The following is a 12,893-nucleotide window of genomic DNA, read 5'->3' as shown; positions in this document are numbered from 1 at the left end:
CCCACCGCCCTACCACCCAATTCGATCACCGAAACACGACCGAGGGCCGCTCCCCCGAACGGGGAAGCGGCCCTCGGGTCCGCTGTGGCGCTACGGCTCAGTGCTCCTCGAAGAGGCTCGTCACCGAACCGTCCTCGAACACCTCGCGCACCGCGCGCGCGATCGTCGGCGCGATCGACAGCACCGTGATCTTGTCGAGCTCCAGGGCGCCGGGAACCGGCAGCGTGTCCGTGAACACGAACTCGCTGACCTTGGAGTTCTTCAGGCGGTCCGCGGCCGGGCCCGACAGGATGCCGTGCGTGGCCGTCACGATGACGTCCTCCGCGCCGTGCGCGAACAGGGCGTCGGCGGCGGCGACGATCGTGCCACCGGTGTCGACCATGTCGTCCACCAGGACGCAGACGCGGCCCTTCACGTCACCGACGACCTCGTGCACGGTGACCTGGTTGGCGACGTCCTTGTCGCGGCGCTTGTGCACGATCGCCAGGGGGGCGTCCAGGCGGTCGCACCAGCGGTCGGCGACGCGCACGCGGCCGGCGTCCGGGGAGACGATCGTCAGCTTGTCGCGGTCGACCTTGGCGCCCACGTAGTCCGCGAGGACCGGCAGCGCCGACAGGTGGTCGACCGGGCCGTCGAAGAAGCCCTGGATCTGGTCCGTGTGCAGGTCGACCGTCAGGATGCGGTCGGCGCCCGCGGTCTTCAGCAGGTCCGCCACCAGACGCGCCGAGATCGGCTCGCGGCCGCGGTGCTTCTTGTCCTGACGGGCGTAGCCGTACGACGGGATGATCACGGTGATGCTCCGGGCGGAGGCCCGCTTCAGAGCGTCGATCATGATCAGCTGTTCCATGATCCACTTGTTGATCGGAGCCGTGTGGCTCTGGATCAGGAAGCAGTCCGCGCCACGGGCCGACTCCTGGAAGCGGACGTAGATCTCACCGTTGGCGAAGTCGAAGGCCTTGGTGGGAACGAGACCGACGCCCAGCTGGTGCGCGACCTCCTCGGCCAGCTCGGGGTGGGCGCGGCCGGAGAAGAGCATCAGCTTCTTCTCGCCGGTCGTCTTGATCCCGGTCACAGCACTGTCTCCTCAGACGTGTTGTCTGGCCGCGTTCCACGAGCTGTCGTGCGCGTGTGCGAGCCAGCCGAATTTGTGTGCACGTATCACGGTACGCCGAGTTCGGCGTACCTGTTTCCGGTCAGCTCTCGCCGGCGGAGTCCTCGGTCGCGGCCTGGGCGGCCTGCGCGGCGGCGCTTCCGGGCCGCTTCCTGGCCACCCAACCCTCGATATTCCGCTGCTGGCCCCGGGCCACGGCGAGCGAGCCGGCCGGTACGTCCTTCGTGATCACGGACCCGGCGGCGGTGTAGGCGCCGTCCCCGATCGTGATGGGAGCCACAAACATGTTGTCCGAACCGGTCCGGCAGTGGGACCCGATCGTGGTGTGGTGCTTCGCCTCGCCGTCGTAGTTCACGAAGACACTGGCGGCGCCGATGTTCGAGTACTCGCCGATCGTCGCGTCGCCCACGTACGACAGGTGGGGGACCTTGGTGCCCTCGCCGATCGTCGCGTTCTTCATCTCGACGTACGTGCCGGCCTTGGCCTTCCTGCCGAGGTTCGTGCCCGGACGGAGGTACGCGAAGGGGCCCACGGAGGCGCTGTCGCCGATGACGGCGGAGAAGGCCACGGTGTTGTCCACACGGGCCCCCTTGCCCACGGTGGTGTCCGTCAGACGCGTGTTGGGGCCGACCTCGGCGTCCTCGCCGATGTGCGTGGCGCCCAGGAGCTGGGTGCCCGGCAGGATCACCGCGTCCGGCTCGAAGGTCACGGTGACGTCCACGAACACGCTCGCCGGGTCGACGACCGTCACGCCCGCGAGCATCGCCCGCTCGATCAGCCGCTGGTTCAGCAGGGCGCGGGCCTCGGCGAGCTGCACGCGGTTGTTGATGCCGAGGATCTCGCGGTGGTCGGCCGCCACGGAGGCGCCGACGCGGTGCCCGGCCTCGCGGAGGATGCTCAGCACGTCGGTGAGGTACTCCTCGCCCTGGCTGTTGTCGGTCCGCACCTTGCCGAGGGCGTCCGCGAGCAGCTGCCCGTCGAAGGCGAACACACCGGAGTTGATCTCACGGATGGCGCGCTGCTCGTCGGTGGCGTCCTTGTGCTCGACGATCTCGGTGACGGCGCCGGAGGCGTCGCGGACGATCCGTCCGTAGCCGGTGGAGTCGGGGACCTCGGCGCTCAGCACGGTGACGGCGTTGCCGTCGGCGGCGTGGGTGGCGGCCAGCGCGCGCAGGGTCTCCCCGGACAGCAGCGGCGTGTCGCCGCAGACGACGACGACGGTCCCGTCGGGCGCCTGGCCGAGCTCCCGCAGGGCCATCCGCACCGCGTGCCCGGTGCCGTTCTGCTCCTCCTGGACGGCGGTCCGGGTCCCGGCGTAGTGCGCGTCCAGGTGACCCTTCACCTGCTCACGGGCGTGCCCGACGACCACGACGAGGTGCTCGGGCTCCAGCTCCCGCGCGGCGGACACGACGTGGCCGACGAGCGACCGTCCGGCGATCTCGTGCAGGACCTTGGGGGTCTTCGACTTCATGCGGGTGCCCTCACCCGCTGCGAGGACGACGACGGCTGCCGCGGGGTTGGCGCTCACGGGATTGCCCTTCGGCTTTGGGTGGTGGACGCACGAAGGATACCGGGGGGCAAGGGGGCGGACATGAGTGCGGGTCCTGACCGCGGAGGTCAGGACCCGAGTGGAGAAGCTCCCCCGCCAGGACTCGAACCCGGACATAAGGCACCAAAAGCCTCAGTGCTGCCAATTACACCACAGGGGACTGCTTATGCCGCGAAACGGACAATTTCGCTGGTCCGTTGATCCGGCGGCCTCCACTATGCCGTACCTGGACCCTTCGAGGCGACGGTATAGGCGGGAGCCCGCCGCCACCGGTGGGCCGCGCCCGTAGGGTGGTGGGTATGACCACAACGGGGGCAGATCGGGACGCCGAGGGCGTCGGGAGATGGTGGTGGTGGGGGAGACGGCGGAGTGTCGTGCTCGATGTCGGGCTCGCTCTGCTGTCCGCGTTCGAGTGCGCGCTCGAAGGCGTCGGGTTCGCCGGCAAGGCCGCGCTGCCCGTGCCCGTGGGCGTGCTCTTCGGGCTGATCGTCGGGTCCACGCTGCTCGTCCGCCGCCGGTGGCCCATCGCCGTCGTCCTCGTGTCGATCGCCGTCGCGCCCGCCGAGATGGGCTTCCTCATGGGGATCGTCGGGCTGTACTCGCTCGCCGCCTCCGAGGTGCCCCGCCGGATCACCGCCCTGCTCGCCTGCATGTCGACGCTCGCCGTGTTCGTCGTGACCGTGGTGCGGATGCGGCAGGACGTCGCCCAGGCCGACGTCGGACAGCCCGACATCGACCCCAGTGGCTGGTACGTCCCCGTCGTCGCCGTCTTCATGACGCTCGGCCTCAACGCCCCGCCCCTGCTCTTCGGCCTCTACATAGGGGCCCGCCGCCGGCTCATGGAGAGCCTCCGCGAACGCGCCGACAGCCTGGAGCAGGAACTGTCCCTGCTCGCCGACCGCGCCGAGCAGCGCGCCCAGTGGGCGCGCCAGGAGGAGCGGACCCGGATCGCCCGCGAGATGCACGACGTGGTCGCCCACCGGGTCTCCCTGATGGTGGTGCACGCGGCCGCCCTCCAGGCCGTCGCCCTGAAGGACCCGCAGAAGGCCGTACGGAACGCCGCCCTCGTCGGCGACATGGGGCGCCAGGCCCTCACCGAACTGCGCGAGATGCTGGGCGTCCTCCGTGAGGGCTCCGCCCCGGCCGCGCCCGCCGTCGTGCCCCTCGCCGCCGTGGGGCGGGCCGCCGCCGCCGCCGCCGAGGCCGCCGCCGACGACGGGCCCTGCCTGGACGCCCTGGAGACGCTGTGCGAGCAGTCCCGGCTGGCCGGGGCGGCCGTGGAGTTCCTGGTGATCGGCGAGGCCCGCGGCTACCCGCCGGACGTGGAGCGGACGGCGTACCGGGTCGTGCAGGAGGCCCTCACCAACGTCCACAAGCACGCGGCGGGCGCCCAGGTCGTGGTGCGTCTGGCGCACCGGGACACCGAGGTCGCCATGCAGGTGGAGAACGGCCCCTCGGACGCCGCGGCGGCCGACGTGGACCTGCCGAGCGGCGGCAACGGCCTCGTGGGGATGCGCGAGCGGGTCCTGCGGCTCGGCGGGGTGTTCGTCTCGGGCGCGACGGACGCCGGCGGCTTCAAGGTCTCGGCGGTCCTGCCGACGGGACCCGGCCGGGAGTGAGGGGCTACTCCCCGCCCGCCGTCAGCCGCGTCGGCTGCGCCCCCGTGACCAGCGTCGACAGGGCCGCGTCGATGTCCTTGCCGAGGTACCAGTCGCCCGCGTGGTCGAGGCTGTAGACCCGGCCCTCCGCGTCCATCGCCAGGATCGCCTGGTGGTCGCCCTCCTCGCCGAGCGGCGCGATCTCCGTGTCCAGGGCGCGCCCCAGGTCCGCCAGGGTCCTGGACAGGTGGAGTCCGGCGAGCGGGTCGAAGCGGACCGCCGCGGGTGCTATCTGCCGGCCGTGTCCCGGCGCGGTGATCCGCAGCCCGCCGAACTCGGCCCAGGCCTCGACGGCGGCGGGGAAGACGCTGTGCCGGTGTCCCGCCGGGGACGTGTGGGCGCGCAGGGTGTCCGCCCACTCCTCGGCGAGCTTGATGTCCCAGCGGCCGGGCTGCCAGCCGGCCTCGCGGAGCGCCGCGTCGACGTTGACCGGGAAACGGGTGGTGCTGAGGTGGTCGGGCATGGCGGTGCGGTCAGCCGTTCTCTGCGGGCGTGGTGGGGTCGACGGCACGGACGCCGAAATGGGCGAGCATCGCCGTACAGGAGCGACAGGGAGCGGCGTAGCTGCCGTGGAGCGGGTCGCCGTCCTCACGGATGCGCCGGGTGGTCACCTTGGCGTGCTTCAGGGACCGGCGGGCCTCGCCGTGGGTGAGCGGCTTGCGCTGGGCGCGCTTGGAGCGCCCGTCCTCGGTCGCCGCGAGGTGCCGGGAGAGCAGGATCGCCTCGGGGCAGCGCCCGGTGAAGCGTTCCCGCTGGCCGCTGGTGAGGGTGTCCAGGAAGTCCTGGACGAGCGCGTGCAGGGCGGGCGGGCGGTCGCCGCGGCCCGCGGTGCACGTGAGGGTCTCGCCCCGTACGGAGAGGGCGGCACCGACGGTGGGGAGGATGCCGTCGCGACGGTGACGCAGTAACGGGGCGCGGCCGGATTCGGCGCTGCTGCTCCAGTTGAGGCGTGGGTCACCCTGTGTGGGCGTCGGTGCTGTGTGCATGGTGCTGGTCTTCCCCTCCTGCAATCCCCCGAGTTGCGTGGACAGCCTGCCAAATAGGGAGCCATATGGGGAAGCTGGGGCGGCGGAACGCTGCTTCGGTGTGTCGGAATCATGGTGCGTCTGTCATGGCGTCGTGACAGTTGGTCACCGTCGGATCGGGCCGGTTCGGCCTCTTGTGGCAGCGCATAGGCTGTGCGGCATCAGTCAGGAGCAGCCAGCGGCTGCGCGTAGTAGCAGTCAGCGACGCCAGTGCAGGGGGCAACCGCCATGACGACAGGTCGGCTCGGGCAGGACACCGCGCCACCGAACGCGGCCTATGCCGGGCAGGTCGTGCACTTCCCGGACCCGGTCCGTGCTTCCCGTCACCCGAGAGGGGTGCGGGTGGACGAGTTCGGTCACCCGGATTTCTCGCCGTACGCGCGCGCGGCGGCGGAGATCGCCGACCCGCCCGAGGGTTTCGGTGTCGACGAGCTGCGGCTCACGGACTACGTCTCGGCGAACGCGGCGATGGCATCCACCGGTCATGAGCTGTGGGACACGATCCCCTCGGTGGCGACACCGCACGGCTGGACCTGGCACCACGTGGCGCGCAGCCGCCGGATGGAGCTGGTCCCGGTCGAGGTGAAGGCCCTGCTGCGGCATCACGGCGGGGTGACGACGGCGGCCGTGGACCACGGCAAGCGGGGTACGCGTCCGCTGCAGGAGACCCGGCCGGCGCACTTCGGACTGCCGAAGACCCTGGTGTCGGTGTCGGAGCAGCAGCTCCAGGGCGTCGAGGAGGACCTCGGCTACCGGCTTCCGGGGGCGTACCGCTCCTTCCTGAAGGCGGCCGGCGGGTGCGCCCCGGTGGGTGCGGCGCTCGACGCGGAGCTGGGGCTCCTGGTCGACCAGCCGTTCTTCACGGTCCGGGAGGAGGCGGGCGTCAATGACCTCGTCTATGTCAACAAGTGCCTCCGTGACCATCTGACCAAGGACTATCTGGGCGTCGCGTTCGTCCAGGGCGGTCTGATCGCGCTGAAGGTGCGGGGTGAGGGGGTCGGTTCGGTGTGGTTCTGCGCGTACGACGACGCCCGGGACTCCGGCGAGGTGGCGGCCGGCTGGACGGTGGCCGAGCGGGTGGAGCGGCTGCTGCTGCCCTGCGGTACGGATTTCGACGCGTTTCTGCAGCGTCTGGCGGGCAATCCGCCGGAGCTGGAGACGGTGGCGAACCTGATGGTGGACGGTGGCTTCGCGCGTGCGGTGCCGGTCGTCCCGGTGGGGGAGTGAGTGGGCTGTGGTGACCTTCGCGCAGGCGCAGGAGCGCGCCGAGGAGTGGATCAACGGCGACCTGCCGTCGTACCAGCACCGTGAGGTGCGGGTGCGGGAGTTCGAGCTGGGGTTCGTGGTGTGGGCGGAGGACCGCGAGGGCGGTCCGACCTCGGACGGCGGGCGTCAGCGTCTCGTGATCGCCCGGGACAGCGGCGAGGCGACGCTGTGGCCGGGGCTGCCGGTGGGTGAGGTCATCCGCCGGTACGAGGAGGAGTACGGGGCCGCGGAGGACGTTCCGGCCCAGGCGGCGGTGCCGGCGGCCCGGATCGATCTGAACCAGACGTCGTTCCTGCTGAGTCCGCCGGAGTGGCTGCAGGACGCGGCGGACAAGATCGGGCTGCCGAAGCAGCCGAACGTGTCGCAGGAGAACGCGAGCGCGGCGGCGTCGGTGGACGACGCGTCGGACGCGGGGGCGTCGGGGGCGATGCCGGCCTCGGCTTCGGTCGCTTCGTCGTCGTCGTCCTCGTCGTCGTCCTCTTTCTCTTCCTCCTCTTCCTCCCCCTCTTCCGCGTCCTCGGCGTTCTCCGCTTCGGAGGGGGCCGGGGTCGCGTACGAGCCCACGGCGATGGACGGGGTTCCGGCGGAGACGCCGGCGGCTCCGGTGCCGCCGGCCCGGCCCGCGTCCGGGGGCAGCCCCTGGGCCGACGCCAACGCGAGTTCCGGTGGGGCCGACGGCGCGGTGCCGCTGCCCGCGACGGTGTTCGCGCCGGCGCTCTCGGGGACGGACGACGAGGACGCCCCGCCGCCCTCGGTGGGTGCGGACGCGCCGACCGCCCTGATGAAGGGCGGCAGCGCGCTGCCGCCGACCGCCATCGCCCCGCGCCTCGACCCGGCCGCCCCGGCGCCGGGCGCCGCTCCGGCGACCCCGCCGGGACCGCCCGCGCCCGCGCAGGCCGGTCCGGTGCGTCCGGCCGGTCCCGTCGGTCCGGGTGTGCCGCCTCCGCCTCCGGCGCCCACGCCGTCCGCGCCGGGTGGCGGGGACATCGCGGACGCCGCGACGAGCAAGGCCTCGCTGTCGCCGAAGAGCGGGCGCGGCCCCGTGTCGCCGCCCCCGCCGCCGGGCGCCCCGGGTGTTCCCGGTGTTCCGGGAGCCCCTGGTGCCGCCGGTGCTTCGGGTGCCCCCGCCTACGTACCGACGCAGCTGGTGTCGCAGCTCGGGCCCGACGGCCCCCAGCCGCCCGGTCCGCCTGCTCCGCCCGCGCGACCGGGCCCGCCCGGCCCGCCCGCGCCGCCCGCTCCGCCCGGTCCGGTGACGCCGCCGCAGCCCGTGCACCACGCGGCCACGATGCTCGCGCACCCGAACCAGGGCGGTCCCGGCGCTCCGCCGCCGCCCCCGCCGCCGCCGGGCATGCCCGGTGCGCCCGGTACGCCCGCGGGCGGGATCGCGCACGCCGCGACGATGCTGGCGCATCCCGGTCCGGCCGGTCCCGCGGCCCCGCAGCCGCCCGGTCCGCCGGCTCCGCCGCCGCCGGTGCACGGGGGCCACACGCCGCCGCCCGCGCCGGGTCCGCCGGCGGGTCCCGGGGCCGTACCGCCCGCGTACGGGTATCCGCAGCCCACGGGGCAGCCGACGGTCGGCCCCGGCTACCAGGCGGTGCTGCGCTACCGCGCGCCCGACGGTTCCGAGGCGCAGATCATCCGGCGTTCGGCGCCGGGCACCCCGCACCCGGAGTGGCAGATCCTGCACGAGCTGCGCGCGATGAACGTGCCGCCGCAGCAGGTGCTCGAACTGCACACCGAGCTGGAGTCCTGTGAGCTGCCGGGTGGTTACTGCGCCCGGATGATCAGGGAGACCTGGCCGCAGGCGCGGATCACCAGCATCGCCCCGTACGGTCGTGATCACGCGGGCCGTCAGCAGGGCATGCGTCAACTCCTCACGCATCAGGGTGAGTTGCACCAGGTCGCGGACGGTCCCGCGCGGCCCGCGCCGGTACGGGCGCCGCTGCCGCAGGTGCAGCCGGCTCCGCCGGTGCCGCCGGAGGCCATCGCGCAGGAGCTGGCCGGGGCGTTCGGTCCCGGCATCCTCCGCTTCGACCAGCGCGCGGTGTCCCGGCAGGGCGTGCCGGAGGTCGTGGCGCTGACGCTGGTGTGGGCGGGTCTGCCCGCGGACTTCGGGCCGTTCTTCTGGGCGCAGCCCGCGGTCCCGGTGGTGCCGACGCTGGCCGAACTGGCGGCGCAGCGGCAGGTTCCGGCCGCGCCGGACGCGAGTTCGTACCTGGTGATCGGTTCGGACTTCGGCCGGGCGCTCTGTGTCCAGTACGGGACCGCGCACATCGTGGCCGTACCGGTGGAGGCGGGCCCCGGCGGGCAGTCGGTGCCGCCGCAGTTCGTGAACACCGGACTGCCGGAGTTCACGCGCTCGATGGCGCTGCTGGGCCGGATGTGGCGGCTGCGGTTCGGGCTCAACCCGGAGCAGGCGGGGCGCTGGACGGTCGACTTCCAGGCGCAGTTGGCCATGCTGGACCCGGCGGCGCTGTCGTCGCCGGAGAACTGGTGGTCGGTGCTCCTGGAGCAGATGTGGGACGGCCTTCTGTAGCGCTTCTGTCGCGCAGGAAGGTGGGAATGTGACGAAGGGCGCTCGACGTGTGGACACGTTGGGCGTCTTTTGTCCGTTCTGATGCCGCATTCTTTACGGGTCGTGCTTTATGCGTGGGGACCGGGAGAAGGGGCGTCAGGGATGAGTTTCGCCGTCGGGCGGGGGCGCGGATACCGCCCCGAGCAGGTCGACCGGCACCTTGCCGCGCTCTCCGACGAGCGCGACGCCGCCTGGGAACGGGCGGCGCGGCTCACGGTCCTCGCCAAGGAGATGGAGACCGAGGCCGCCGGGCTCCGGCTCGCCGTCACCCAGCTCGTCCCGCACCGCTACGAGTCCCTCGGCGAGGCCGCGCGGAAGATCCTGGACCTGGCCGAGCAGGAGGACGAGCGGCTCGTACGGTCCGCGGAGGCGGAGGCGCAGGCCCTCGCGGAGGCCGCCGAGGAGGCGGCCCGGGAGGCGACGGAGGCCGCCGGGGCGTACGCCGAGGGCGTGCGCACGGCGGCGGACGCGGCCGCCCGGGCGGCCCTGGAGGAGGCCCGCACCCGGTCCGAGGAGATCGGGACGATCGCCCGGCGGGACGCGGAGGGGGAGCGGGAGGCCGCGCGCGAGGCCTTCGAGGCGACCGAGCGCCGGTCGGAGGCGCTGCTCGCGGACCAGCGGGAGGAGCAGCGGACCGTACGGGCCGAGGCGGAGCGCGCGGCCGAGGCGGAGGCGGCGGCCCTGGACGCCCACCACGAGGAACTGGTCTCGGCGGCGCAGACCCGGCTGGCGGAGACGCAGCGGGCCCTGGCCGAGACGGAGGAACAGGCCCGGCACGGCCAGGAGGACGCGGAGGCCCGCGCGGAGGAGACGCTCGCCGAGGCCAGGATGAAGGCGGAGCGGGTCGAGCGCGAGACGGAACGGCTGCTGCGGGAGCACGAGGAGGAGCGGGAGGAGATCCACTCCCACATGGAGCACATCCGCAACTCCCTGGCGGCGCTGACGGGACGGGTGGGGCCGGAGCGGGCTCGGGAGAAGGGTCGGGAGGACCGGGCTCAGGAGAAGGGTCGGGACCAGGCTCAGGAGGGGACTCCGGACCGGGCTCAGGAACGGACTTCGGACCGGGCTCAGGACCGGGCTTCGGACCGGGCTTCGGACGCGCCGGAGGGACCGGACGCGCCGGAGGGGTCGGCCTAGCCGGAAGTCCCGGGATCGGCCGTGGACGGTCCGGCGCGGACGACTGCCTGGTCTCCCCGCGGGCCGAACAGGTGCAGGATCTCCACGGATTCCGTGTCCGCGGGGCCGAACCAGTGGGGCTCGGTGGTGTCGAACTCGGCCACCTCGCCGGGCCGCAGGGTGAAGTCCCGCGCGCCGAGGACGAGACGGAGCCGGCCGGCGAGGACGTAGAGCCACTCGTAGCCCTCGTGGGTGACCAGTTCCGGCGGCCGGGGTGCCAGTACCTGCTTGAAGACCTGCACGCGGCCCGGGTACTGCGTCAGGGGCACGAGGACGCTCCCGCGCTGCTTGCGCAGGGGCTTCAGGTGCACCCGGGGGTCACCGCTGGCCGGCGCCGCGACCAGCTGGTCGAGTGCGACGTGGTGCGCGCGTGCCAGCGGGATGAGCAGGTCCAGGGTCGGGCGCCGGAGGCCCGACTCCACCCGGGACAGGGTGCTGACCGAGATCCCGGTCGTGACCGCGAGCGCCGCGAGGGTGAGTCCCCGTTCCTGGCGGAGCGTGCGCAGCCGGGGTCCGATGCCGTCGAGAATCCGCTCCAGCTCCGGGCCACCGGATCCTGAGTTCATGGCCCCAGTGTCGCAGCCTTCTTTTGCGGTCCTCGCAAAAACGATGGGCCGTGACGGTCGGGCGGGCCGAGCCTTGCCGGGCATCGTTCCCGGAGACCAGAGGCGGACCATGACCGCGACGACACACCCCGTTCACCCCGTGCTCAGCGCGCGCAGACGCTGGACGGTCCTGGCCGTCTGCTGCCTGAGCATGTTCCTGGTGGGCCTGGACACCACCATCGTCAATGTGGGCCTGCCGGCCATCGGGCGCGGTCTGGACGTCGACACGCGCGGTCTCGAATGGATCGTGGACGCCTACACCCTCGTCCTGGCCGGTCTCCTGATCTCCTCCGGCGCGCTGGCGGACCGCTTCGGGCGCCGCCGGGTGTTCCGGTCCGGTCTCGTCCTGTTCGGCGCGGCCTCGCTGGTCTGCGCGCTCGCCCCGTCGGCGGGCGTACTCGTCGCGGGCCGCGCCCTGCAGGGAGTCGGCGCCTCGATGCTCAGTCCCGTGGCGCTCGCGATCGTGGTGAACGCGATGCCCGACCCGAAGGAGAGGGCGCGGGCGATCGGCGTCTGGGCGTCGGTGTTCGGGCTGAGCATGGCCGCCGGACCGGTCACGGGCGGCGCGCTGCTCGCGGGGCTGGACTGGCGGGCGCTGTTCTGGATCAACGCACCCGTCGTCGTGGCCGCTCTGCTGCTCACCGCGGTGTTCGTGCCGGAGTCCCGGGCGCAGCGGCCCCGGCCCCTCGACCTGCCCGGCCAGGTCCTGCTGACCGTGGTCCTCACCGTCGTGGTGGGCGTCCTGATCGAAGGGCCGCGCATCGGCTGGACGTCGCCCGCGGCGCTGGCGGGATACGCGGGGGCCGTCGTGGCGACGGCCGCGTTCGTGAGGGTCGAGTCCCGCCGACGTGAGCCGCTGATGGATCTGAGCCTCTTCGGGCGTCCGGTCTTCAGCGGTGCCGTGGTGGGCGCGGTGGCGGTCTTCGTCGCCCTGAGCGCGACGCTGCTGCTGAACACCCTCTACCTGCAGCACACCCGGGGGTGGACGCCGCTGGCCGCCGGGGTGGCGGCCCTGCCGCTGGCCGCCGGAGCGACCGTCTGCGCCCCCTGGTCCGGGCGCATGGTCGGCCGTACGGGGCCGCGGCTGCCGCTGCTCCTCGCCGGCGGCTTCATCACGGCGGGCGGGCTGTGCCTGGTCCGGCTCACCCCGCACACCGGCGTGCTCCTGCTCCTGGCCGCGTACGCGCTCATCGGCATCGGGTTCGGCTTCGCCAACGCCCCGATCACCAACACGGCGGTCAACGGACTGCCACCCGCCCGCGCCGGAGTGGCCGGGGCGATCACCTCCACCGCACGGCAACTCGGCTCCGCCCTCGGCATCGCGCTCGCGGGCGGCCTGGTCGCGGCCGCCGGCCCCGCGGAGCTCGCGCAGGCGTCCCGCCCGGGCTGGCTCCTGGTCGCCGGCTGCGGCGCACTGCTCTTCCTCGTCGCCCACGCGTCCCAGCCGAAGGAGACCGCCGCGGTCCCCGCCTCGCCGTGAGCCCGGTCGCCCAGGGCCCGCCGTGGGGCAGACGGCGCCACTTTCCCGACACGACCTAGGCTCCCCACCATGATCATGAAGCTGAAGGCGGTCACCCTCGACTGCGCCGACCCCATGGCCCTCGCCGACTTCTACCGGCGGGCGACCGGGCTCCCGACGGCCGAGGGGTCCGACGGCGAGTTCGCCGGACTGCGGGGAGCGGACGGCCTGTTCCTCGGATTCCAGCGCGTCGACGGCTACCGTCCCCCGTCCTGGCCGGGGCAGGAGGTCCCGCAGCAGCTGCACCTCGACTTCGTCGTCGACGACCTGGACGAGGCCGCGGCCCGCCTCGTGGAGTGGGGCGCGACCGTCCCGGACGGCCAGCCCCGCCCGGACCTGTGGCGGGTCGTCCTGGACCCGGCGGGCCACCCCTTCTGCCTGACGATCCCGCGCGGAGCCGCGTAGG

At 73.3% G+C, this 12,893-nt stretch carries 11 protein-coding genes and 1 tRNA gene; 6 read left to right on the top strand and 6 right to left on the bottom strand.

From position 1 onward, the window contains the following. Positions 1-97: 97 nt before the first annotated feature. The 3 genes from ASD33_RS05495 to ASD33_RS05485 form a co-directional block, all read right to left on the bottom strand. Positions 98-1,072 carry a ribose-phosphate diphosphokinase gene (locus tag ASD33_RS05495; RefSeq protein ID WP_056554223.1) on the bottom strand — a complete coding sequence of 325 codons (975 nt, stop codon included), beginning with the start codon at positions 1,070-1,072 and terminating at the stop codon, positions 98-100. A 121-nt stretch (positions 1,073-1,193) separates the two neighbouring features. Next, the gene (gene glmU, locus ASD33_RS05490) at positions 1,194-2,639 is read right to left on the bottom strand and encodes a bifunctional UDP-N-acetylglucosamine diphosphorylase/glucosamine-1-phosphate N-acetyltransferase GlmU (protein WP_056554221.1); all 1,446 of its coding nucleotides are present in this window, start codon (positions 2,637-2,639) and stop codon (positions 1,194-1,196) included. Positions 2,640-2,748: 109 nt separating this feature from the next. Continuing rightward, positions 2,749-2,820 (bottom strand) — tRNA-Gln (locus tag ASD33_RS05485). Between the two features lie 139 nt (positions 2,821-2,959). On the opposite strand from ASD33_RS05485, the gene ASD33_RS05480 reads away from it, so the two are divergent. Then, positions 2,960-4,279, top strand: coding sequence for a histidine kinase (locus tag ASD33_RS05480; protein WP_056554218.1), 1,320 nt, complete (start codon positions 2,960-2,962; stop codon positions 4,277-4,279). Positions 4,280-4,283: 4 nt separating this feature from the next. Here ASD33_RS05480 and ASD33_RS05475 read toward each other — a convergent pair whose 3' ends face one another. Then, on the bottom strand, positions 4,284-4,781 hold the full coding sequence (locus ASD33_RS05475) for an SUKH-3 domain-containing protein (protein WP_056554215.1): 498 nt from the start codon (positions 4,779-4,781) through the stop codon (positions 4,284-4,286). A 10-nt stretch (positions 4,782-4,791) separates the two neighbouring features. Continuing rightward, positions 4,792-5,304 (bottom strand): YwqJ-related putative deaminase, encoded by a 513-nt coding sequence (locus ASD33_RS05470; protein ID WP_056554212.1) that lies wholly within the window; start codon positions 5,302-5,304, stop codon positions 4,792-4,794. A 267-nt stretch (positions 5,305-5,571) separates the two neighbouring features. Between ASD33_RS05470 and ASD33_RS05465 the strand changes: the two genes are divergently transcribed. The 3 genes from ASD33_RS05465 (at position 5,572) to ASD33_RS05455 (ending at position 10,324) form a co-directional block, all read left to right on the top strand. Next, positions 5,572-6,570: an SMI1/KNR4 family protein gene (locus ASD33_RS05465; RefSeq protein WP_079044574.1), complete on the top strand. Its 999-nt coding sequence runs from the start codon at positions 5,572-5,574 to the stop codon at positions 6,568-6,570. Positions 6,571-6,577: 7 nt separating this feature from the next. Continuing rightward, positions 6,578-9,148: an SUKH-4 family immunity protein gene (locus ASD33_RS05460; RefSeq protein ID WP_056554206.1), complete on the top strand. Its 2,571-nt coding sequence runs from the start codon at positions 6,578-6,580 to the stop codon at positions 9,146-9,148. Positions 9,149-9,289: 141 nt separating this feature from the next. Continuing rightward, positions 9,290-10,324, top strand: coding sequence for a cellulose-binding protein (locus tag ASD33_RS05455; protein ID WP_347232315.1), 1,035 nt, complete (start codon positions 9,290-9,292; stop codon positions 10,322-10,324). Here ASD33_RS05455 and ASD33_RS05450 read toward each other — a convergent pair. Continuing rightward, a complete protein-coding gene (locus ASD33_RS05450; protein WP_056554202.1) occupies positions 10,321-10,929 on the bottom strand; it encodes an XRE family transcriptional regulator in 609 nt (202 codons plus the stop codon). The two genes, ASD33_RS05455 and ASD33_RS05450, sit on opposite strands and share 4 nt — an antisense overlap. 109 nt (positions 10,930-11,038) lie before the next feature. On the opposite strand from ASD33_RS05450, the gene ASD33_RS05445 reads away from it, so the two are divergent. Next, entirely contained in the window at positions 11,039-12,448 is a 1,410-nt protein-coding gene (locus ASD33_RS05445; protein WP_056554199.1) for an MFS transporter, read from the top strand. Between the two features lie 69 nt (positions 12,449-12,517). Further along, on the top strand, positions 12,518-12,892 hold the full coding sequence (locus tag ASD33_RS05440; protein ID WP_056554195.1) for a VOC family protein: 375 nt from the start codon (positions 12,518-12,520) through the stop codon (positions 12,890-12,892). The last annotated feature ends 1 nt before the right edge of the window (position 12,893 follow it).

The organism is Streptomyces sp. Root1304 (genome assembly GCF_001426405.1).
Classification (GTDB): Bacteria; Actinomycetota; Actinomycetes; order Streptomycetales; family Streptomycetaceae; genus Streptomyces.
The sequence above is the reverse complement of the archived record's forward strand: the minus strand, read 5'-3'. Positions and strand labels throughout refer to the sequence as shown.